At 70.2% G+C, this 21645-nt stretch carries 24 protein-coding genes; 13 read left to right on the top strand and 11 right to left on the bottom strand.

From position 1 onward, the window contains the following. Positions 1-2: 2 nt before the first annotated feature. From ACE37J_RS01040 to ACE37J_RS01030, 3 genes are read right to left on the bottom strand one after another with little or no spacing between them, the layout of a single operon-like run. The gene (locus ACE37J_RS01040; RefSeq protein ID WP_409705664.1) at positions 3-1076 is read right to left on the bottom strand and encodes an NAD(P)/FAD-dependent oxidoreductase; all 1074 of its coding nucleotides are present in this window, start codon (positions 1074-1076) and stop codon (positions 3-5) included. 2 nt (positions 1077-1078) lie between these two features. After that, positions 1079-1843, bottom strand: coding sequence for an amino acid ABC transporter permease (locus tag ACE37J_RS01035; RefSeq protein WP_409705661.1), 765 nt, complete (start codon positions 1841-1843; stop codon positions 1079-1081). Further along, entirely contained in the window at positions 1840-2583 is a 744-nt protein-coding gene (locus ACE37J_RS01030) for an amino acid ABC transporter ATP-binding protein (RefSeq protein ID WP_409705658.1), read from the bottom strand. The genes ACE37J_RS01035 and ACE37J_RS01030 overlap by 4 nt, the downstream gene beginning before the upstream one ends. 155 nt (positions 2584-2738) lie before the next feature. On the opposite strand from ACE37J_RS01030, the gene ACE37J_RS01025 reads away from it, so the two are divergent. Next, a complete protein-coding gene (locus ACE37J_RS01025; protein WP_409705654.1) occupies positions 2739-3515 on the top strand; it encodes a transporter substrate-binding domain-containing protein in 777 nt (258 codons plus the stop codon). Positions 3516-3522: 7 nt separating this feature from the next. On the opposite strand, the gene hpxZ is transcribed toward ACE37J_RS01025, so the two are convergent. The 3 genes from hpxZ to ACE37J_RS01010 all read right to left on the bottom strand — a co-directional run bounded on the left by hpxZ (position 3523) and on the right by ACE37J_RS01010 (position 5977). Beyond that, a complete protein-coding gene (gene hpxZ / locus ACE37J_RS01020) occupies positions 3523-3930 on the bottom strand; it encodes an oxalurate catabolism protein HpxZ (RefSeq protein WP_409705651.1) in 408 nt (135 codons plus the stop codon). Continuing rightward, entirely contained in the window at positions 3927-5099 is a 1173-nt protein-coding gene (locus ACE37J_RS01015; RefSeq protein ID WP_409705648.1) for an amidase, read from the bottom strand. Before ACE37J_RS01015 ends, hpxZ begins: the two co-directional genes overlap by 4 nt. A 62-nt stretch (positions 5100-5161) precedes the next feature. Further along, entirely contained in the window at positions 5162-5977 is an 816-nt protein-coding gene (locus ACE37J_RS01010; protein WP_409705645.1) for a phosphate ABC transporter ATP-binding protein, read from the bottom strand. Between the two features lie 184 nt (positions 5978-6161). Between ACE37J_RS01010 and ACE37J_RS01005 the strand changes: the two genes are divergently transcribed. From ACE37J_RS01005 to phaR, 11 genes are all read left to right on the top strand, one after another. Next, positions 6162-7304 carry an acyl-CoA dehydrogenase family protein gene (locus ACE37J_RS01005; protein WP_409705642.1) on the top strand — a complete coding sequence of 381 codons (1143 nt, stop codon included), beginning with the start codon at positions 6162-6164 and terminating at the stop codon, positions 7302-7304. Between the two features lie 28 nt (positions 7305-7332). Further along, complete coding sequence (locus tag ACE37J_RS01000) at positions 7333-7980, top strand: HAD hydrolase-like protein (protein ID WP_409705639.1); 648 nt, start codon at positions 7333-7335, stop codon at positions 7978-7980. Continuing rightward, positions 7977-9119, top strand: coding sequence for a succinyl-diaminopimelate desuccinylase (gene dapE / locus ACE37J_RS00995; protein WP_409705636.1), 1143 nt, complete (start codon positions 7977-7979; stop codon positions 9117-9119). Before ACE37J_RS01000 ends, dapE begins: the two co-directional genes overlap by 4 nt. Continuing rightward, positions 9116-9610 (top strand): gluconokinase, encoded by a 495-nt coding sequence (locus ACE37J_RS00990; protein WP_409705633.1) that lies wholly within the window; start codon positions 9116-9118, stop codon positions 9608-9610. Before dapE ends, ACE37J_RS00990 begins: the two co-directional genes overlap by 4 nt. Then, positions 9607-10548: a 2-hydroxyacid dehydrogenase gene (locus tag ACE37J_RS00985; protein WP_409705630.1), complete on the top strand. Its 942-nt coding sequence runs from the start codon at positions 9607-9609 to the stop codon at positions 10546-10548. Before ACE37J_RS00990 ends, ACE37J_RS00985 begins: the two co-directional genes overlap by 4 nt. 205 nt (positions 10549-10753) lie before the next feature. Continuing rightward, entirely contained in the window at positions 10754-11686 is a 933-nt protein-coding gene (locus tag ACE37J_RS00980; RefSeq protein WP_409705627.1) for a histone deacetylase family protein, read from the top strand. After that, positions 11683-11925: an exodeoxyribonuclease VII small subunit gene (locus ACE37J_RS00975; protein WP_409705624.1), complete on the top strand. Its 243-nt coding sequence runs from the start codon at positions 11683-11685 to the stop codon at positions 11923-11925. The genes ACE37J_RS00980 and ACE37J_RS00975 overlap by 4 nt, the downstream gene beginning before the upstream one ends. Continuing rightward, positions 11922-12833, top strand: coding sequence for a polyprenyl synthetase family protein (locus tag ACE37J_RS00970; protein WP_409705619.1), 912 nt, complete (start codon positions 11922-11924; stop codon positions 12831-12833). Before ACE37J_RS00975 ends, ACE37J_RS00970 begins: the two co-directional genes overlap by 4 nt. A gap of 15 nt (positions 12834-12848) precedes the next feature. Beyond that, positions 12849-14774: a 1-deoxy-D-xylulose-5-phosphate synthase gene (dxs, locus tag ACE37J_RS00965; RefSeq protein ID WP_409705616.1), complete on the top strand. Its 1926-nt coding sequence runs from the start codon at positions 12849-12851 to the stop codon at positions 14772-14774. Then, a complete protein-coding gene (gene hemW / locus ACE37J_RS00960; RefSeq protein ID WP_409705613.1) occupies positions 14771-15916 on the top strand; it encodes a radical SAM family heme chaperone HemW in 1146 nt (381 codons plus the stop codon). Before dxs ends, hemW begins: the two co-directional genes overlap by 4 nt. A 91-nt stretch (positions 15917-16007) precedes the next feature. Beyond that, positions 16008-16604, top strand: a complete 597-nt coding sequence (gene phaR, locus ACE37J_RS00955) for a polyhydroxyalkanoate synthesis repressor PhaR (protein ID WP_409705610.1) — start codon at positions 16008-16010, stop codon at positions 16602-16604. 12 nt (positions 16605-16616) lie between these two features. Here phaR and ACE37J_RS00950 read toward each other — a convergent pair whose 3' ends face one another. Further along, on the bottom strand, positions 16617-17897 hold the full coding sequence (locus ACE37J_RS00950; RefSeq protein ID WP_409705607.1) for an EAL domain-containing protein: 1281 nt from the start codon (positions 17895-17897) through the stop codon (positions 16617-16619). Positions 17898-18075: 178 nt separating this feature from the next. On the opposite strand from ACE37J_RS00950, the gene ACE37J_RS00945 reads away from it, so the two are divergent. Then, the gene (locus ACE37J_RS00945) at positions 18076-18645 is read left to right on the top strand and encodes a DNA-3-methyladenine glycosylase I (RefSeq protein WP_409705604.1); all 570 of its coding nucleotides are present in this window, start codon (positions 18076-18078) and stop codon (positions 18643-18645) included. A gap of 6 nt (positions 18646-18651) precedes the next feature. Here the strand turns inward: ACE37J_RS00945 and ACE37J_RS00940 are convergent, their stop codons facing one another. The 4 genes from ACE37J_RS00940 to ACE37J_RS00925 all read right to left on the bottom strand — a co-directional run bounded on the left by ACE37J_RS00940 (position 18652) and on the right by ACE37J_RS00925 (position 21637). Continuing rightward, positions 18652-18921 (bottom strand): HPr family phosphocarrier protein, encoded by a 270-nt coding sequence (locus ACE37J_RS00940; RefSeq protein WP_409705601.1) that lies wholly within the window; start codon positions 18919-18921, stop codon positions 18652-18654. 6 nt (positions 18922-18927) lie between these two features. Further along, the gene (locus ACE37J_RS00935; protein ID WP_409705598.1) at positions 18928-19329 is read right to left on the bottom strand and encodes a PTS sugar transporter subunit IIA; all 402 of its coding nucleotides are present in this window, start codon (positions 19327-19329) and stop codon (positions 18928-18930) included. Positions 19330-19403: 74 nt separating this feature from the next. Continuing rightward, positions 19404-19850: an HPr kinase/phosphorylase gene (locus tag ACE37J_RS00930; protein WP_409705595.1), complete on the bottom strand. Its 447-nt coding sequence runs from the start codon at positions 19848-19850 to the stop codon at positions 19404-19406. Then, positions 19847-21637 (bottom strand): stimulus-sensing domain-containing protein, encoded by a 1791-nt coding sequence (locus ACE37J_RS00925; protein ID WP_409705592.1) that lies wholly within the window; start codon positions 21635-21637, stop codon positions 19847-19849. Before ACE37J_RS00925 ends, ACE37J_RS00930 begins: the two co-directional genes overlap by 4 nt. Between the last annotated feature and the right edge of the window lie 8 nt (positions 21638-21645).

Below are 21645 nucleotides of genomic sequence, written 5' to 3'. Positions count from 1 at the left end.
CCTCAGTTGAACCGCGCGAGGCGGAAGGGCGCGAGGCGCGCGTCCTCCTCCCCGTCCACGATCTCCGCCGCGCCGATTTCCCCGAGTAGCGGCGCGAGCGTGACGCCGCTATGCGTCGTGGCGAGATAGAGCCCCTCCGCCCCCCGCGCCGGACCGAGGATCGGCAATCCGTCCGCCGGCGTCGGGCGAAGGCCGAGCATCACCGCCCCCTGTTCGACCCCCGCGACGCCGGGGAGCCGCCGCCGTAAAGTCTCCAGCATCAGCGCGGCGAGCGCCCGCGGCTCCCGGTCGATCATCCCCTCATGCGCGCCGCCGCCGGAATAGAGCTCGCCCGCGACGATCCGCCCGTCCGCCTCCTGCCGGAAATGGATCTCGGGCGTCAGCACGAGATGCCGCAGCACGGGCGGCAGGGGGCGCGTATGGAGGATGAGGCCGACCCGGTTCTCCATCGGCAGCCGCACCCCCGCCGACTCGAGCAGCGCCTCCGAGCCGACGCCAGCGGCGACAACCACGCGATCCGCCGGCAGCGGGCCGAAATCCGTCTCCACACCGGCGATCAGCCCGCCCTCCGTCAGGAAGCCCAACGCTCGGCAGCCGACCATCCGCTCCGCGCCGAGCGCGACGGCGGCGGCGAGCAGCGCCTCCGTAGCCGCCACCGGGTCCGCCGCGCCCTCGGTGGGGCAATGGAGGCAGAGTTCGGGCGGGTCCGCCACGTCGGGCTCCAGCCGGGCGAACTCCTCCCGCCCGATCAGCCGCGCCTCGTGCCCCGCCGCCGCGATCCCTTCCGCTTGCGCCTGCAGCTCGGCGCCGCCCGCCTCCCAGGCGAGCGAGCCGCCCCAGCGGAGCGCCGGGCCGATGACGGGCGCCGCCCGCCGCCAGGCTTCGAGCGCGTCGAGCCGGAGCCGGAGATAGGCGGGCGTCTGCACGTAGTTCGCGTTGATCCAGCCGAAGGATTTCGCCGTCGCCCCGCCCGCCGGCCGCGCCGCCTCGACTACCGTCACCGAGGCGCCCTTTCTCGCGAGCGCGTGGGCGAAGGCCGCGCCGATGATCCCCGCCCCGATCACGATGACCCGCATCGTCAGCCCCTTTCGTCCGAACCCATCCGCCGCTCCAGCCAGCGCACGAAGGCGGAGATGACGAGGACGAGCACCAGATATTCGAGAATGAGGAACGTGTAGAGTTCCAGCGGCCGGTATTCCGTCACCGAGAGCTCGTTCGCCCGCCGCGTCAGCTCCTGCACCCCGATCACGGAAGCGAAGGCGCTCATCTTCACGATGTAGATGAACTGGTTGGCGAGCGGCGGCAGGATGCGCCGGATCGCCTGCGGCAGGATCACGTAGCGCATCGTCTGCGCGCGGGAGAGCCCGACCGTCCGCGCCGCCTCCGCCTGCCCCTTCGCTATGGACTGGATGCCGCTGCGATAGATCTCCGCCGTGAAGGCGCTGTCGGAGACGGCGAGGGTGATGACCGCGCCCCAGAACGGATCGACCGTGATCGGGACGCCCATCGCCCGGAAGAGGAGCGGCAACCCGTAGAACACCCAGAAGAGCATGGGCAGCAGCGGGATCGAGCGGACGAACTCGACATAGACCCGGTTGACGATCCGCCATCCCCGCCGCTCCGAGAGCGCCGGCAGCGCGATCAGGAGGCCGAGCGAGGCCGAGATCAGGATCGCGAGGAGCGACATGGAGATCGTCATCCAGAACCCGCCGATCAGGAACCGGATGTTCGTTTGCCCCTGCGCCGTCGTCGGGTCGATCACATACCAGCCCCAGGCGGCGCCCGAGGCGCAACCCGAAAGCAGCAGCGCCGCGAGCGCGGCGAAGATCAGCCGCCCGCTCAATGCGCGAGGATCCGGGCGAGAAAGTCGCGGCAGCGGGCCGATTTCGGCGCGGCGAAGAATTCGTCCGGAGGCCCGCTCTCCACGATCTCGCCGCCGTCCATGAACACCATCTTGTCGGCGACCTTCCGGGCGAAGCCCATCTCGTGCGTGACGACGACCATCGTCATCCCTTCCTCCGCGAGGCTCACCATCACATCCAGCACCTCGGCGATCATCTCCGGGTCGAGCGCGGAGGTCGGCTCGTCGAAGAGCATGATCTTCGGCTCCATGCAGAGCGAGCGGGCGATGGCGACGCGCTGCTGCTGCCCGCCGGAAAGCTGGGCGGGCCGCTTCATCGCCTGCTCCGGAATGCGCACGCGCTCAAGATAGCGCATCGCCCGCGCCTCCGCCTCCGCGCGAGTGAGGCCGCGCGCCTTTATCGGGCCGAGCGTGAGGTTCTCCATCACCGTCAGGTGAGGAAAGAGGTTGAACTGCTGGAAGACCATGCCGACCTCGCCGCGCAGCGCCGATCCGTCCCCCGTCACCTCGGCGCCGTCGATGAGGATGCGCCCCTTCTCGTGCCGCTCCAGCCGGTTGATGCAACGGACGACGGTGGACTTGCCGGAGCCGGAGGGGCCGCAGATCACCACCCGCTCCCCGCGCTCCACGCGCAGGTCCACGCCCTTGAGGACGTGGAACTCGCCGAACCATTTCTCCACGCCCTGCATCAGGATCGCGGGCGCCGCGCCGTCTCTCGCCATGTCCCGCCCCGCCCGCTTCGCTCAAGAGCACGCTAGGCCGGAACTTCGCGATGGAACAGTCCCGAAGGACAGGTTTTAATCGACCTTGCGCCGCCGCGCCCTAGGTCGCGGTCAGTCAATCCGCGCCCGCCCGGGCGCATCAGGGAGTCCGTCACATGAAGCTTTTCCCGATCACGGCCATCGCGGTCGCGCTTTCGTTCATTTCGGCGCCCCCGGCGCTCGCCCAGTCCGCCCTCAACGAAATTCTCGACGGCGGCGTGCTCAAGGTCGGCACGACGGGGGACTGGAACCCGATGTCCGTCCGTGACCCGGCGACGAACAGCTACAAGGGCTACGACGTCGACGTGATGACGGAGCTCGCCAAGGACCTCGGCGTCACGCTCGAATTCGTGCCGACGGACTGGAAGACGCTGGTGAACGGCGTCACCGCGGGCGCCTATCACATCACCGGCTCCGCCTCGATCAGCCCGGCGCGGATGAAGGTCGCCGGCTTTTCCGAAAGCTATGTGCAGGTCGAGATCTATCCCTTCGCGATGCCGGAGAACGCCGGCAAGTTCGACGGGTGGGAGAGCATCAACCAGCCCGGCGTGAAGGTGGCGACCGAACTCGGCACGACCTTCGAGGCGCAGTCCAAGGCGTGGTTCCCGAATGCGGAGATCACCGTGGTCGAGGCGCCGGCCCGCGGCTTCCAGGAAGTGCTGGCCGGCCGCGCCGACGTCTTCATCACCTCGAACATCGAGGGCTCGACGCTCACGGAAAAGTTCGGCGTCGTCCGCATCGCCGGCGCGGAGGCGCGCGCGCCCTCCCCCATCGCGATGATCCTGCCGCAGGGCGATCAGGTCTGGATCAACTACGTCAACAACTGGGTCAAACTGAAGAAGCTCTCCGGCTTCTTTGACGAGACCGGGGCGAAATGGGGCCTCGTGAACTGAGGCCCCCTCACCAGAGCGGGTCGCCGACCGTGGAGACATGGGCGGCGACCACCTTCCAGCCGAGACCGGGGAAGCGCACCCAGGTCTGGCTCTGGCGGCCCACCAGCTCCCGCCCCCGCACCTTGAACTCGAGATTCACGGTCGCGAAATCCCGCCCGAGCGTGAGGATTTCGAGCCGGATGCGCCGCTCCTTGATCCCCGGCCCCGGCGGGCGGCGCACGCGATGCGCATGGATCTCGTCGAAGCCGTAGCCGTTCTCGTGCAGCGCATAGCGGATCGTGTGGGGGCTGCGCCAGAACGTGTCGTCCAGCACATCCACGTCCTTCGTATCCAGCGCCGTCTCGTAGCGCTCGAAGAGCGCGCGGACCTCGTCCACCACTTCGGGGATGTTCGGCGTGCGGTCGGGTTCGGTCATGCGGCATTCTCCAGCGCGGCGGCGAGGGCGACGAGGCTCATGTCCGCGCCCCGCGCTCCGATGAGGGAGAGGCCGACCGGCGCGCCCCCGACCTCCCCTAGCGGCAGGCTCACCTGCGGATGGCCGGCGAGGCCGCCATGGGCGCAGAGGCAATTGATCCGGTCCCGCGCCCGGTCCATCTCCGGCAGGGGCAGGTTCTTCAGCGGCGCCGGGCCCGGCGTCGTCGGCATGAGAAGCGCGGCGCCGTCCGCGGTCAGCTGCGCAAGCCGGGCGCGCGCCTCGTCCCGCATCAGCGCGGCCCAGGGCAGTTCCGTCGCTGGCATCGTCGCCCCCGCCATCAGCGATCGCGCGACAAGGTAGGAGAATGCTGGAACCTCCCGCTCCACCCAGTCGCGAAAGGTCGCCCAGGCCTCGGCCATCTGCAGCGTCCGCTGCGCCCGGCCCCAGACGGAAAGGCCCTGCGGCGCAAGCATCGCCCGCTCCGCCGGGCCGAGGAGCCGTTCGAGCCGCGCCACGGCGGGGGCGAGCGCCGCCTCGGTCTCCGAGCCGGCGAAGCCGAACGCGTCCGTCAGGATTACGAGCCGGGTCGGGAGCGGCCCCTCCCCCTCCCCGAATATCGCCGCCGAGACGCTTGCGAAGGTCGCCGCATCCCGCGCGAACCATCCGGTCGTGTCGGAGGAGGGGGCCTGCGGCGCCATGCCGTCGAGCGGGAGGCGCCCATGCGTCGGGCGTATCCCGTAGAGCCCGCAGAAGCTGGCGGGTACGCGGACCGAGCCGCCCGTATCCGTTCCGAGCCCGGCATCCGCCGCGCCCTGCGCCACGGCGGAGGCGGAGCCGGAGGAAGAGCCGCCGGGCACACGGCCGGGCGCGCGGGGGTTCAACGGCGTCCCGTAGAAGGCGTTCTCCCCGAGAAGGCCGAGCGAGATTTCATCGGTGATCGTCTTGCCGACGAGCGTCGCCCCCGCATCGAGGAGGCGGGAGACGGCGAAGGCGTGCCGCTCCGCCGGCGGATGCGTCCGCGCCCAGTCCGGATTGCCGCAACCCGTCACTGTTCCGGCGACGTCGAACAGGTCCTTCGCGACGAAGGTCAGCCCGGCAAGCGGCCCGCCCGCGCTCCCCTCGATCCGGAGCGCGCCGCCGGGGGCGAGAAAGTCCGTCGCATCTCTCATGTCGCCCCCCGCCGTCTCTCCGGGGAGCCTTTTCGGAAAGGCGGCGCCTGTCAATCGCTCCCTCAGCCGAACCGGCCGGCAAGCCACGCCTTCGCCTCGGGCGCTTCGGGCCGCGAGAAGAACTCCACGCTGTCTCGATCCTCCACCAGCCGGCCCATGTGGAAGAAGGCGATCTTCTGCGCCAGCCGCGCCGCCTGCTTCATGTTGTGGGTGATGATGACCACCGTCTCCCGCGCCCCGAAGCCGCGAATGATCTCCTCGATCTTCGCCGCGCCGATCGGGTCGATCGAGCTGCAAGGCTCGTCCATCAGCAGGATGTCGGGCGAGAGCGCGAGCGCGCGCGCGATGCAGAGCCGCTGCTGCTGGCCACCGGAAAGCGAGAGCGCGGAGGCGTTCAGCCGGTCCTTCACCTCGTCCCAGAGGCCGACATCTCGCAACACCCGCTCCGCCAGCGCGTCCTCCTCCTTCCGGCCGCAGGCGAGATTGTGAATGCGCGCGGCCCAGACGACATTATCCCGGATCGACATGGCGAAGGGATTGGGCCGCTGCGCCACCCAGCCGAAGCGGCTGCGGAGCCGGCAGGCCTCCTGCGCCGGATCGTTCACATCCTTCCCGCCGAGCATGATCCGTCCGGTCATCTCCGCCCCGCGCGTCTCGTCGTGCATCCGGTTGAAGCATTTGAGCAGCGTGGTCTTGCCGCAGCCCGAAGGGCCGACGAAGGCCGTCACCTCGCCCTTGTGGATGTCGAGCGACACGTCAAAAAGCACCTGCTTCTCCCCGAACCAAAAATCCACGTTGCGGCAGGAAAGGGCCACCGGCCGCGCCGGATCGTGCCGCGTCTCCGAAAAGGTCAGCCCCGTCTCGAGCCTGTCGAACATCGCCTCGCCTCCCTTGCATGAACAGGCGAAGCATCCGCCTTGCGCGGGTTTCCGCGGTTGATCGAGATCAGGCAGGCCGCGACGCTTTCGTGAACTTTCCGTAGCGGCGCCCGCCTTCACCGCCGCCCGCCCCTTGCCGCGCGGCCCCCGCTCCGCTTCACTCCGCGAAAATAGGGGGAGAGAGATGCGAAGTCCGTTCGAGACCGAGGAGCGTGCGGCATGGCGCCGGACGCTGGCCGATTTCGTCGCCGCCGAAATCACGCCGCATGCCGACGCTTGGGACGAGGCGGGGGAGGTCCCCTGGAGCCTCCATGAGCGGCTCGGCGCGCTCGGCGTCTGGGGTTTCGGGATCGAGGAGCGTTGGGGCGGCCTCGGCTTCGACGACGCCTTCATGCGCTGCGCGTATCAGGAGGAGATCGCGAGATGCGGCGCAGGCGGCGTCGGCGCCGCCGTCAACGGCCGCTCCATCTCCGTCGCCCCCGTCGCCCTTCTCGGGACGAACGATATCCGCGCCCGCGTTCTGCCCGCCGTCCTCTCCGGCCGGAAGGGCTCCAGCCTCGCCATCACCGAGCCCGGCGGCGGCTCCGACGTCGCCAACATGACGACCCGGGCGCGGCGGGACGGAAACCATTGGGTCATCGACGGGGAAAAGACCTTCATCACCGGCGGCATGAAATCCTCCTTCTACGTCGTCGGCGCGCGCACCGGCGGCGAGGGGATGAAGGGGATCAGCCTCTTCCTCGTCGAGGCGGGCGCGCCCGGCTTCTCCCGCACCGCGCTCTCCCGCAAGCAGGGCTGGTGGGCCTCCGACACGGCGACCCTGCATTTCGACGGCGTGCGCGTGCCGGCGGAGAACCTGCTGGGGGAGGAGGGGCGCGGCTTCCTCGCCATCATGCGCAACTTCAATTATGAGCGCATCGGGATGACGGCGGGCTGCCTCGGCGCGATGAAGGCCTGTTTCGAGGATGCGGTCGCCTGGGCGCGGGAGCGGAAGACCTTCGGCGCCCCCTTGATCGAAAGGCAGGCGATCCGCCACAAGCTCGCCGACATGTCGGCGCGGATCGACGCGACGGAGGCTCTGGTGAACCAGATATGCTGGCTGATGAACGAGGGCGAGACGCCGGTGGCCGAGATAGCGAAGGCGAAGGTCTTCGGCTCGAAGTCGCTCGAATTCGTCGCCTCCGAGGCGATGCAGATCATGGGCGGCGCCGGCTATCTCCGCGGCGGGCGGATCGAACGGACATGGCGGGAGGTGAAGGTCATGGCCATCGGCGGCGGCTCGGAGGAGGTGATGCGAGACCTCGCGGCCCGGCAGATGGGCCTGTGAGCCGCGCCCGCCTTCGGGAGCCCGGCCGGTGAGCGCCTGGGTATTTGTCGATCTGGACGGGACGCTGACGGACAGCGCGCCCGGCATCACCGCCGCCATCCGCCACGCGCTCCGCGGAGTCGGCGCGCCGGAGCCGGGCGAGGCCGCCCTCCGCGCCTGCATCGGCCCCTCCCTGCAGGAGAGCTTTCCCCGCCTCGGCGTGCCGGAGGCGGAGGCGTCGCGCGCCCTCGCCCTCTACCGCGAGCATTACAATGACGGCGGCATCTTCGACGCCCGCGTCTATGACGGCGCGCATGACATGCTCGCCGCATTCCGCGCGATGGGTTTCCGCCTCGCCCTCGCCACCGCGAAGCCCATCGCCTACGCGCCGAAGGTCACCCGCCATTTCGGCCTGGCGGACCTGCTCGACGCCGAATTCGGCTCGGAGCTCGATGGGCGGGGGACGGACAAGCGCGACCTTCTCGCCCATTGCCTCGCGGAGACGGGGGCGGACCCTGCCCGCAGCTTCATGCTGGGGGACAGGCTGCATGACGCGCGCGGCGCGCGGCACAACGGCGTCGCCGCCATCGGCGCGCTCTGGGGCTTCGGCGCGCGGGAGGAGCTGGAGGCGGCGGGCGTCGCCGCGCTCGCCCATGTGCCCGCGGAGGTTCCCGCCATCGTGGAGAGACTGAGATGACCGATCCGATAGATCCGGTGGAGCTGACGCAGGCGCTGGTCCGCCGCGCCTCCGTCACCCCCGCCGACGACGGCGCGATCCCGCTCCTTGCCGAACGGCTCGAAGCCGCCGGCTTCGTCGTGCATCGCTGCGACCGGAACGGGATCGCAAACCTCTTCGCCAAGGCGGGAACGGGCGGCCCCGTCTTCGGGTTCAACGGCCATACCGACGTCGTGCCGCCGGGCGAGCCGGCGGACTGGACGCATCCGCCCTTCGGCGCCGAGATCGCGGAGGGCCGAATCTGGGGCCGCGGCGCGGTGGACATGAAATCCGGCGTCGCCGCCTTCGCCGCCGCCGCCGCCGCCTACCGGGCCGAAGGCGGCGCGGGAACCGTCGCGCTCCTCATCACCGGCGACGAGGAGGGCGAGTCGGTCGACGGCACGCCGGCGATTCTCGACTGGATGCGCGCCAATGGCGAAAGCCTCGCCCATTGCCTCGTCGGCGAGCCGACCTGCCCCGAACGCCTCGGCGACATGATCAAGATCGGCCGGCGCGGCTCGATGACGGTGAAGTTCACCGCGACCGGCCGGCAAGGCCACACCGCCTATCCCCACCGCGCCGCCAACCCGCTCCACCCGCTCATGCGCCTCCTGGACCGGCTGGCGAGCCGGGACCTGGACCGGGGGACGGCGCATTTCGACCCCTCTACGCTCCAGATCACCACGGTGGACGTCGGCAACCCCGCCTCCAACGTCATCCCCGAGCGGGCGCGGGCGACCGTCAACATACGCTTCAATGACGCCCACACGTCGAAATCCCTCGCACTGATGCTGCTGCAGGAGGCCGCCGCCGCGAGCGCCGGAACCGGCGTGACGATCGAGACGGAGTTTCGCGTCTCCGGCGAGAGCTTCATCACCGAGCCCGGCCGCCTCTCCGACATCATCTCGGACGCGGCGGAGGCGGAGACGGGCCTTCGCCCCGCCCTCTCCACCACCGGCGGCACCTCGGACGCCCGCTATGTGAAGGCGATGTGCCCGGTGGCCGAGTTCGGCCTTGTCGGCCAGACCATGCACCAGGTGGACGAGAGCGCCCCGGTGGAGGAGATCCGCGCCCTCGCCCGCATCTATCGCGGCGTGCTGGACCGGTATTTCGCGGCATGAGATCGCCCCGCCTCGTCTGCGTCATGGGCGTCGCCGGCTGCGGCAAGTCCACCATCGGGCAAGGCGTCGCCGCCGGCCTTGGCGCCGCCTTTCTTGAGGCGGACGCGCTGCACCCCCCGTCCAACATCGCCAAGATGAGCGCCGGCACGCCCCTTACGGACGAAGACCGCTGGCCCTGGCTCGACGCCATCGCCGCCGCCGCGCCGAAGGCGGGCCGCGCCGTCATCGCCTGCTCCGCCCTCCGCCGCGCCTATCGGGAGCGGCTGGCGGCGGGCGCGGGCGAGCCGATCTTCTTCGTCCACCTCACGGGGAGCCGGGAGGAGATCGCGAAGCGCATGACGCTCCGCACCGGCCATTTCATGCCGACGGCCCTCATCGACAGCCAGTTCGCCACGCTCGAGCCGCCGGGGGCGGGCGAGCCGCATCTGGCGCTCGACGTGGCGCTGCCCGCCGACGCCCTGATCGAAAAAGCCCTGGAGGAACTCCGATGACCGACATCCTGATGATCGCCCCGATGCACCCAGTCTGCATGGAGGAGATCGCGCGCCTCGGAAACGTCCACCGGCTCTGGGAGGCGGAGGACAGGGCGGCCTTCCTCCGCGAGGTCGGCCCGAAGGTGGAGATCGTGGCGACGGACGGGCACTGGGGCTGCCCCCCCGCGCTGATGGCGGAGCTGCCCGCGCTGAAGCTCATCTCCTCCTACGGCGTCGGCTACGACAACATCAACGTGCCCGCGGCGAACGCCCGCGCGGTCCGCGTCACCAACACGCCGGACGTGCTGAACGACGCGATGGCGGAGATCACGGTCGGCCTGATGATCGCCCTCGCCCGCCGCATTCCGGAAGCAGAGGCCTACACGCGGCGCGGCGACTGGGCGGCGAAGGGCAACTTCCCCCTCACCGCCGAACTCACCGGCGCGACCGCGGGCATCGTCGGCCTCGGCCGGATCGGGAAGGAGATCGCCCGCCGCCTCGTCGCGATGAAGATGGAGGTCGTCTATCACGGCCGGAGCGAGCAGCCGGGCCAGCCCTTCCGCTATTTCGCCTCGCTGACGGAGATGGCGAAGGCGGCGGACTGGCTCGTCGTCATCACCCCCGGCGGGCCGGAGACGCGAAAGCTGGTGAACGCCGAGGTGCTGGCCGCGCTCGGGCCCGAGGGCCGGCTCGTCAACGTCTCCCGCGGCGCGGTGGTGGACGAGGCGGCGCTGGTGGAGGCGCTGAAGAGTGGCGCGCTCGGCGGCGCCGCGCTTGACGTCTTCGAGGACGAGCCCCGCCCCCATCCGGACCTCCTGTCCATGCCCAACACCGTCCTCTCCCCCCACCAGGGCAGCGCGACGGTGAGGACGCGCGCGGCGATGGGGCAACTGGTGGTGGACAACATCAAGGCGCATCTGGCGGGGACGCCGCTCCTGACGGAGGTGACGGGCTGAGGCGGCGCTCGCCTTCGCCGTGGCGAGATGGTCCCGGTGGAGGACAGCGAAAGCGGCTGTGCGGGGCGCCCGCGTTTTCTGCGCGGTTTTTCTGATTGCTCTTTTATATCATATATTTGACCCCCTTGCACAGCGTGTGCACACGCCTTGGCCCGGGCCCGAAGCGCGGCTTGACGACGGCGCCCGCCCGCCCGATCCTAGGGCGATGACCTACGCCCTCCTCTCCCATCCCGCCGCCCTCGGGCACGAGACGCCGCCGGGCCACCCGGAGCGCGTCGCGCGGTTCGAGGCCGTCTCCGCCGCCCTCGCCGCGCCGGATTTCGTCGACGCGCTGCGGGTCGAGGCGCCGGAGGCGGCGCGGGCGGCCCTGCTCCGCGCCCATCCCGAACGCTACCTCGCCGCCATCGAGGCCGCCGCGCCCGCCGCCGGCTCCCGCGCGCTCGACCCGGACACGCACATGTCCCCGGGCACGCTCGAAGCCGCGCGCCGCGCCGCCGGGGCCGCGGTGAAGGCGGTGGACATGGTGCTGGGCGGGGAGGCGCAGGCCGCCTTCTCCGCCATGCGCCCGCCCGGCCACCATGCGGAGCGGGAGCGGGCGATGGGCTTTTGCCTCTATTCGAACGCCGCCGTCGCAGCCCTCCACGCGCTGGAGGCGCACGGCCTCGCCCGCGTCGCGGTCGCGGATTTCGACGTCCATCACGGCAACGGCACGCAGGACGTGCTGGAGCGGGAGGCGCGGGCCGTCTTCTGCTCCTCCCACCAGTCCCCGCTCTATCCCGGCACGGGGATGGAGGATGAGACCGGCGTCGGCAACGTCTTCAACGCCACCCTTCCCGCCGGCGCCGGCCGCGCCGCCTTCGAGCGCGCATGGGAGGAACGGCTGCTGCCCGCCATCGACGCCCACGCGCCCGAACTCATCATCATCTCCGCCGGGTTCGACGCCCACCGGGCGGACCCGCTGGCGGAGCTTCGGCTGGAGGAGGCGGACTTCGCCTGGATCACCGGCCGGCTCTGCGACCTCGCCGCGAAGCATTGCGGGGGGCGGGTGGTCTCCCTCCTCGAAGGCGGCTATGACCTCGGGGCGCTGGCGGCTTCCGTCGCCGCGCATGTCCGGGTGCTGAAGGAGCGGGCGGGATGAGCGGGAAACCCATCGCGGAGATGAGCTTCGAGGAGGCGATGACGGAGCTCGAGGCCATCGTGGCGAAGCTCGAGAACGCCGCCGCCCCGCTCGACGAATCGCTCGATCTCTACGAACGCGGAGAGGCGCTCCGGAAGCGCTGCGACGAGAGGCTGAAGGACGCGGAGTTGCGCGTGCGGAAGATCGTCGCCGGGGCGGACGGCGCGGCGAAGGGCGCCGAACCTTTCGACGCCGAATGAGCCCCGAGGCCGAGCGCGCCTTCGCCGCGCGCCTCGCCGCCTCCGCGCGCCGGGCGGAAGCCGCGCTCGACGCCGCGCTGCCGCCTGAGGGGGCGGGCGCGGAAGGGCGGCTCGCCGCCGCGATGCGCCGCGGGGCGCTGGCCGGCGGCAAGCGGCTCCGCGCCTTCCTCGTGATCGAGACCGCTGCGCTCTTCGGCGCAGAGGAGGCGGGGGCGGACCGTGCGGCCGCCGCCCTCGAATGCCTCCATGCCTATTCCCTCGTCCATGACGATCTCCCCTGCATGGACGATGACGACCTTCGCCGCGGCCTCCCCACCGTCCATGTCGAATGGGACGAGGCGACGGCGGTGCTGGCGGGGGACGCGCTCCAGACCCTCGCCTTCGAACTCCTCGCCGACCCCGCCGCGCATCCCGACCCGGCGAGGCGGGCGGAAATGTGCCTGATCCTCGCCCGCGCCTCCGGCTTCGCCGGCATGGTCGGCGGACAGGCGCTCGACATCGCGGCGGAAACGGCGGAGCGGCCTCTCACGGTGGAGGAGATCGCGGCGCTGCAGGCGAAGAAGACAGGCGCCCTGATCCGCGTGGCGGCGGAGATCGGCGCCGTTCTCGGCGGCGCGGACGCGGAGGCGCGCGCCGCGCTCGTCGCCTATGGCGCCGCTCTCGGCGCCGCTTTCCAGATCGCCGACGACATCCTGGACGCGACGGGGGACGAGGCGGCGGCGGGCAAGCGGCTCGGCAAGGATGGAGAAGCGGGAAAGGCGACCTACGTCTCTCTCCTCGGGCTCGAAACCGCCCGCGCCCGCGCCGCCGCGCTGGCGGATGAGGCGGCGCTGCGCCTCGCGCCCTTCGGGCCGAGGGCGGCGGCGCTTGAAGCGGCGGCGCGCTTCGCGGTAAGCCGCACCGCCTGAGGAGGAGAGGGCCGCATGGCCGAAGGAAGCGACAACCGTCCGAAGACGCCGCTGCTCGACAGGGTCGAAGGCCCGGCCGACCTCCGGAAGCTCGACGACAGGTCGCTGCGCCGGCTGGCGGACGAACTCCGCGCCGAGACGATTTCCGCCGTCTCCGTCACCGGCGGGCATCTCGGCGCCGGGCTTGGCGTCGTTGAGCTGACCGTCGCCATCCACGCCGTGTTCGACACGCCGCGGGACAAGCTGATCTGGGATGTCGGGCACCAGTGCTATCCGCACAAGATCCTGACCGGGCGGCGCGACCGCATCCGCACGCTCCGCACGGGCGGCGGGCTTTCCGGCTTCACCAAGCGGTCCGAGAGCGAATACGACCCGTTCGGGGCCGCCCATTCCTCCACCTCGATCTCCGCCGCCCTCGGCTTCGCCGCGGCGCGGGATCTCGGCGGAGATCCGGGGGACGCCATCGCGGTGATCGGGGACGGCGCGCTCTCCGCCGGCATGGCCTACGAGGCGATGAACAATGCCGGGGGGCTCGGCAAGCGGCTCTTCGTCATCCTCAACGACAACGAGATGTCCATCGCCCCGCCCGTCGGCGCGATGTCGAAATACCTGACGCGCCTCTACGCCGGCGCCCCCTTCCAGGACCTCAAGGCCGCGGCCAAGACCGCCGCCTCCCTCCTCCCCGAGCCGTTCCGGGAGGGCGCGCGCCGCGCGCGGGACGCGATGAAGGCGATGACGGTCGGCGGCACGCTCTTCGAATCTCTCGGATTCTCCTATGTCGGGCCGATCGACGGCCATGATCTCGACCAGCTCCTTCCCGTCCTGCGCACCGTGAAGTCGCGCGCCGACGGGCCGGTTCTGATCCATGTCCTCACCAAGAAGGGCAAGGGCTACGCCCCGGCGGAGCGCGCGCGGGACAAGGGGCACGCCACGGGCCGCTTCGACGTCCTGACCGGGGAGCAGAAGAAGGCGCCCTCCAACGCGCCCGCCTACACCAAGGTTTTCGCGACTTCGCTAATCTCCGAGGCCGAACGCGACGCGAAGATCGTCGCGATCACCGCCGCGATGCCGGACGGGACGGGACTCAACCTCTTCGCGGAGCGCTTCCCCGCACGCTGCTTCGATGTCGGCATCGCGGAGCAGCATGCCGTGACCTTTGCAGCCGGCATGGCGGCGGGCGGCATGAAACCCTTCTGCGCGCTCTATTCCACCTTCCTTCAGCGCGGCTACGATCAGGTCGTGCACGACGTGGCGATCCAGAAGCTTCCCGTCCGCTTCGCAATCGACCGCGCGGGGCTGGTTGGGGCCGACGGGGCGACCCATGCCGGCAGCTTCGACATCGCATTTCTCGCCAACCTGCCCGGCTTCGTCGTCATGGCGGCGTCAGACGAGGCGGAGCTTCGCCACATGGTCGCCACGGCCCGCGCGATCGATGACCGGCCTTCCGCCTTCCGCTTTCCGCGGGGCGAAGGTGTGGGCTGCGAGATGCCGGAATTCGGTGCGCCGCTGGAGATCGGCCGCGGCCGGATCGTTAAGGAAGGGGCGCGCATCGCCCTCCTCTCCTTCGGCGCGCGGCTTCAGGAATGCCTCAGTGCGGCGGAGATGCTGGAGGCGGAAGGCTTGCCTGCGACTGTCGCTGACGCGCGCTTCGCCAAGCCGCTGGACCGTGACCTCATTCTCCGCCTCGCGCGGGAGCATGAGGCGCTGGTGACGGTTGAGGAAGGGGCGATGGGCGGCTTCGGCGCCCATGTCATGCACCTGCTCGCCGAGGAGGGGATGCTGGACGGCGGCCTTCGCATGCGCGTGATGGTCTTTCCCGACGAGTTCCTTGATCAGGACAGCCCCGACGCGATGTATCGCAAGGCCGGGCTCGACGCCGCGGAGATCGCAGCCAAGGCCAGCGCCCTCATCCCGGCCGCGGCGCGGCGGAGCCGGGCTTGAGCGACGAAGAGGACTGGTGCGCGGCTGGCTTCGGGATCTATATCCACTGGCCCTTCTGCCTCGCGAAGTGCCCCTATTGCGACTTCAACTCCCATGTCGCCCGCACGGTGGACCATGACGCCTTCCGCGCCCGCCTGATCGGCGAGATGGAGGCGGCGCGCGCGCTCACAGGCGCGCGCCGCGCGGACACGATCTTTTTCGGCGGCGGCACGCCCTCCCTCATGGAGCCCGCCACAGTCGGCGCGCTGATCGAAGCGACGGACCGTCTCTGGGGCCTGGCTCCCGACGCCGAGATCACGCTGGAGGCGAACCCGACATCGGTGGAGGCGGGCAAGCTACGCGCTTTCGCCGCCGGCGGGGTCAACCGCGTCTCGATGGGCGCGCAGGCGCTGAACGACCGGGACCTTCGCCTCCTCGGCCGCACGCATTCCGCCGACGAGGCGCGAGCGGCATTCGCTGTCGCGCGCGATGCCTTCGCCCGTGTGAGCTTCGATCTCATCTATGCAAGGCAGGACCAGACCCCGGAGGCATGGGCGGCGGAGCTCTACGAAGCCGTATCAATGGCGGTCGATCACCTATCGCTCTACCAGCTCACCATCGAACCGGGCACCCGTTTCGGGGAACTCCATGAGCGCGGCCGCCTCCGCGGCCTGCCGCCGGACGATCGCGCCGCAGATCTCTATTTCGCGACGCAGGAGACGCTGTTGGCGGCCGGGATGCCCGCCTACGAGATATCCAATCACGCGCGGCCCGGCTCGGAGAGCCGTCACAACCTCATCTACTGGCGCTATGGAGACTATGCCGGGATCGGCCCCGGCGCGCATGGGCGCCTCACGCTCGGCGGGCGGCGTCACGCGACCGAGACGGAGCGGGACCCGGGCCGCTGGCTCGCCGCGCCGCCCCCCGAGCCGGAGCTGCTGCCCGAAGGGGCGGAGAGCGACGAATACGCGCTCATGGCCCTCAGGCTGACCGAGGGGATGGACCTCGTTCGCCACGCCCGCCTCGCCGGCGCGCCAATCCCGGAGGCGCGCATCGCGCCGCTCGCCGAAGAAGGCCTCCTCAGGCGCGAGGGAGGCCGGCTAGCCGCCACGGCCGCGGGAAGGCCCGTCCTCAACGCGATCCTCGCGGCGCTGCTGGGCTGAACGGCCTCAGCATGACGCGGCGCGGCGAATTGAGGTTGCGGCGCGGCATGAGGGGGGCATAAGGTCGCGATCATGGGCAAGGGAGCGCGGCATGGCGGCGACGGCTGAGACTGCGACGACGGGCGGCGGAACCGAGCCGGTCATCATCAAGAAATATGCGAACCGTCGACTCTACAACACAGCTCGCTCGAGCTACGTGACACTCGATCATCTCGCCGGCATGGTCCGCGACGGGCAGGATTTCGTGGTTCGCGACGCGAAGACGGGAGAGGACATCACCCGCGCGGTTCTGACCCAGATCATCTTCGAGGAGGAGACCAAGGGCGCCTCCATGCTCCCGACCAACTTCCTCCGGAAGATCATCAGCCTCTACGGCGATTCGCTGCAGAGCGTCGTTCCAGGTTACCTCGAAGCGTCCATGGACGCCTTCGCCCGCAATCAGGAACAGATGCGGGAGAGCGTCACGCGGCTCTTCGGCGCCGCCCCCGGCATGGAGAATTTCGAGGCGCTAACGCGGCGGAACATGGAGATGTTCAATCAGGCGATGCGCATGTTCACGCCCTTCGGCGGCGCCGATCACGAGCGGCGGAGCGCCAAGGGGCAGCCGGCGCAAGACGAACTCTCCGAGCTGAAGACCCAGCTCAAGCAGATGCAGACCCAGCTCGACCGGATTTCCGGCAAGAACTGAGGCGGCGCGGGCTCAGCCGGCTGCGCCCCGCTCCGCCGAGTCCGGCCCGGACCACACGAGAGCGGGCCGGCCAAAGAAGAAGCCCTGGAAACCGTCTATGCCGATGCCGCGCAGAGTGCGCGCTTCCGCAGCCGTCTCCACGAATTCGGCGACCACCATCATGTCGAATTGCCGCGCAATGGCGACGAGCGCGGAGACCAGCATCTGATTGTCCGCCGAGGAATCGATGCCGCGGATGAACCCGCCATCGATCTTCACGAGGTCGAAGCGAAAGTCCCGCAGGTGGCGGAAGGACGTGCGGCCAGCCCCGAAATCGTCCAGCGCGAGCGCGGCTCCATGCTTGCGGATCAGCGCAAAGAGAGACGATGCGGCCCCGGCGCGGGCGATCGCAGCCTCCTCCGTCACCTCGACGATCAGCCGCGCGGCGCAGTCTGGCGCGGCGGCGGCGAACGCGGCGAAAGCCTCGGGCCATTTCCGCCGCGTCATGGCCGCTCCGGAAAGATTGACCGATACGCGGGTCGAGGGGTCGCGCGCCAGCGCATCGAAGGCGAGGGAGAGCGCGGCGACGTCCACTTCCTCGGTCATTCCCAGTCGTTCGAGCTCCGGCATGAAGTCCTGCGCCGGCATCGCCGCGCCCGAAGAGCCGGAGACGCGGATCAAGGCCTCACGGAAAAGGATTCGCTTCGAGGCGTCGGCGGCCACGACCGGCTGCAGCGCGATACTGGCTCCGCCCGTACGGATCGCGTCGAGCGCGCGACGGGCGCGACCGAGCGCATCCCGCTCCGCCTCGTCGTCGAGAAGGGAGATCTCGATCTCCGCCCCGTCCGCCTTGGCCCTGTCGAGCGCGCCGAGCGCGGCGGCGATCAGCGCCTCCTCCTGCCCGGGCTGAAGCGATGGGGTCCAGGCAAGGCCGAGGCGAGGGTCCACCGATGGGCCGGAAAGGGCGGCGGCCATCGCGTCAGCCAGGTCGCGCGCAAGGTCATGCGCCGCCTCGGGCGAGGCGGCGGGGACAAGAACGGCGTACTTCGCTCCTGAAAGCTTGGCGAGGCAGCCGCGCGGCGGCAGCGCATGGGCTAGTCGCGCCGCGGCGTCGGCGATCAGGCGGTCCCCCGCCTCATGCCCGTAGATTCGGTTCACGCCGCCGAGCGCGCCGGCCGTCGCCACAATCAGCGCCGCAGGCCCTGCAATCCGGCCGAAGCCGACCTTCAGACCGTCCCGCCCCGGAACCACGGCTCCCACCCTGCGCGCGCCCTTCGCTCCTCCGACGCCGCCGAGGGCCGCGTTCAACACCATGACACCGCTCATGCACGCCCCCCCCGCCCTGAGAGACCGAAGCGCCAAACTTTCGAATCATGTCCGCCGCTTTCCGGTAACTGCGTAGCAGAGACCTTAGGGCGAGACGTTAACCGCCACGCTCGCCTTGCGTCGCCCTTGCGGATAGCTCTTGGCCGTCAGAGGGCGGGAGGACGCGATGAGAGATGAAGGTTTCGAAGGGCGGTGCCCCTGGTGCGGGTCGGACCCTTTCTACGTCGCGTATCATGACGAGGAATGGGGCCGGCCCGAACGAGACGGCCGGGCGCTCTTCGAGAAACTGATCCTCGACGGCTTTCAGGCCGGGCTCGCCTGGATCACGATCCTGAGGAAGCGGGAGGGGTTCCGCGCCGCCTTCGACAGCTTCGAGCCGGAGCGGATCGCGCACTATGGGGAGGCGGACGTCGCGCGGCTGCTGGCCGATCCCGGCATCGTGCGGCACCGCGGCAAGATCGAGGCGACGATCGCCGGCGCCCGCGCATGGACGAAGATGGGCGGGGCCGAGCCCTTCTCCCGCTTCCTTTGGGATTTCACCGGCGGCGCGCCCATCGTCAACAGCTTCGAGCGAATGAGCGATGTCCCGGCGGAGACCCCGCTAAGCCGCGAGTTGTCGAAGGCGCTGAAGTCGCGGGGCTTCAAATTCTGCGGGCCGACCATCGTCTACGCCTTCATGCAGGCGACCGGGATGGTGAACGACCATTTGATCGGCTGCCCGGCTCGCCGGGTCTGACAGGGTTCAGCGCCGCTCCCCGAACCGGTCCTCGAGCAACGCGGCCAGAGCGGCGAGCAGCGCCTCCGCTTCCGGCCCTTCCGCCTCTATTTCGAGCGTCGCGCCCTGTGCGGCGCCAAGCATGAGGAGCCCCATGATCGAGTCGCCGGAGACGGAGAGCCCATCCCGCATCACTTCCACGCGCGCGTCGAACCGCTCGACAGTCTCGACGAAGCGCGCGGAAGCGCGCGCATGAAGCCCCTTCTCGTTCCGGATCAGGAGGCGACGGCGCGGCAAGGCCGGTCAGACCGCCTTGGCCTGCAGCATGCGGCTCGCGCCGTCGACATATTTGCGCCCGGCCTCGATCGCGGCGTCCGCCGCCTCGCCAAGCGGGCGGGTGCGCGACTTGGCGAGCTTCACGAGCATCGGCAGGTTCGCGCCGTAGATCACCTCCACGCCCTCGCCCATGCACCCGATGGCGAGGTTGCAGGGCGTGCCGCCAAACATATCCGTCACAAGGACCACCCCCGATCCGTCGGATACGGAAGCGACGGCCGCATCGATCTCGGCCTGTTTGGATGAGAGGTCGTCATCGGGGCTCGTGGAAATGGCGACGGCGCCGGGCTGCGGGCCGACCACATGCTCCGTCGCCGCGAGAAGCTCACGTGCGAGGCCTCCATGGGCCACGATAACCAGACCGATCATTCGTTTTCCCGCCTGAAGCCGAGTCGCGGCGCACCGCAACATGAATTGGTTAACAGCTTGGTCAAGCGCGCCGCTCAGCGCAAGGGCGGCAGCGCTTCCGGATCCTCCGGCCCGCCCGAAGCAAGGGCGAGGAAAAGCGCCGCCGCCAGGAGCCGCGCCGGCCGGAGGAGGAGAGGAACGGAGACGCCCGCATGCGACCAGTAGCGACGCGGCGGAAGGCGCGCCTCCTCCTCGCGGTCCAGATCGAGCACGAGGCGAAGCGGCGCGGGCGGCGCGGCCGGTAGCCGCAGAAGGCCAAGCCCGCGCGCCTCGACGAGCACAGTCGCGCCAGGGCGGAGCGGCGCAGCGATGAGGCAGCCATTTGCGGGCGAGAGGAGGACGAGATCATCCGCCACGATCCCCGCGCCGAGCCCGGCCATCTCCAGCGCGAGCGTGGACTTGCCTGTCCCGGACCTGCCGAGGATCAGGAGGCAGCCCCCCGCATGGGAGACGGCCGCGCCATGCAGCGGGCTTGCGCTCAAAGCGGCAGCTCGAAGGTGAAACGGGCGCCGGCGGGCGGCGCCTTGGCGGCGCCGATGGGCCGGATGTTCTCCGCCCAGATCGTCCCGCCATGCGCCTCCACGATCTGCTTCGAGATCGACAGGCCCAGACCAGAATGGTCGCCGAAAGCCTCCTCGTCCGGGCGCTGGGAATAGAAGCGCTCGAAGATCGTCGTCAGATTCTCGTCCGGCACGCCGGGCCCCTCGTCCTCCACCGTGACGCGCACGCCGTTGGCGCGACGTTCCGCCGCGATCTTCACGGCGGCGCCCTTGGGCGAGAAGGTCAGCGCATTGCCGACGAGGTTCTGCAGCACCTGTCCGATTCGGCCCTGGAGCCCCCGGACTTCGAGCGGAAACGGCCCCGGCGCGACTTCGATCCGCGCCCCGCGCGCGGCGGCGGGCGCCTCGTTCATCGCCGCTATCGCTTCCATCAGATCGACAATGTCGAAGCTCTCCATCTCTTCCCGGGTCAGCTCCGCGTCGAGCCGGGAGGCGTTGGAGATGTCCGTCACCAGCCGGTCGAGCCTGCCGACGTCCTTCTGGATCACCTCCAGGAGCCGCGCCTGCATCTCCGGCGTCTTCGCGATCCTCAGTGTCTCGACTGCGGAGCGGAGCGAGGTGAGCGGGTTCTTGATCTCGTGCGCGACGTCGGCGGCGAAGCTCTCGATCGCATCGATCCGCTCGTATAGCGCCTCCGTCATCCGGCGGAGGGCGGAAGAGAGATAGCCGATCTCGTCCGTCCGCGCCGTTAGGTCGGGGAACCGGATTCGCTGGGGGTTGATCGGTCGCGCTTCCTGCGCCCCGCCCGCCTCCGCCGCCTCGGCAAGTCGTCGGATCGGCTTGGCGATGGTGTTGGCGAGAAGGACCGACAACGCGATGGAGATAGAGAGCGCAAAGAAGAAGACGGCGATGATGCTCCGCCGCTCCGCACGTACAATCTCGTCGATGTCCCCCCCCTCGGTCGAAAGCATGAGCACGCCGAGCACCGCCTTGAACCGCTGGATCGGCACTGTAACGGAGACGATCAGTTCCCCCTCGGAATTGATCCGCTCCCAGCGCGCCACGCCGCCGCGGAGCGCGGCGAAGACCTCCCGTTCCTCGGCCAGCCCGCCCTCGGGCGTTTCACGATAGAGCGGCGGCTCCCCCATGAAGAACCGCAGCGCGCGGCGATACGACCGCTCTATCACCGCCAGCGGCGAGCCAGAAGGCGCCGCCCCGGGGGGAGGCAACGGCAGCACCTCGATCCGGCCCGAGCCGGGCAGTAGCGCGCGGGTATCGCCCGTAAGTCTTCCGGCGCGGTCGAAAATCTGGGCGCGGAGGCCGGTTGGCTCCACCAGCCGCTTCAGCACCTCGTTCGCCCGCACCGGATCGAACCTGGTCCCGGAAGGCCCGGTCCCGGCCGCCTCAGCCACAGCCACAGCGATGATCTCTCCCTGGGTCTGAAGGCTCTCGCCCCGCTGCTCGATCAGCCCGTCGCGAAAGGAATTGAGGATCAGGACGCCGGTGACTAGCAGGCCGAGCCCGATAAGGTTGAATGCGACGATGCGCCGGGCGAGCGAGTTGGCCGGAGAGATCGCGCCGCGCCGCAGCCTGTTGCGGATGCGCCGATGGCGGGCGCGGACGGTGCGGCGGTTGCGGAGGCTCTCCTCGGCGACAAGGCCCAGCCACGCGGCCGCGGGGAGGATGACGCTCTCCCAGCCGAGATCGGGGGGGCGGCTCCGCCGTTTCGGCCCGCGGCCCGCCCTCCGGTCCCCCGCCTTATGGTCCATCGGCCCCC

The sequence above is a fragment of the Pikeienuella sp. genome (genome assembly GCF_046290545.1).
In the GTDB taxonomy this organism is placed as follows: domain Bacteria; phylum Pseudomonadota; class Alphaproteobacteria; order Rhodobacterales; family Rhodobacteraceae; genus Pikeienuella.
The sequence above is the reverse complement of the archived record's forward strand: the minus strand, read 5'-3'. Positions and strand labels throughout refer to the sequence as shown.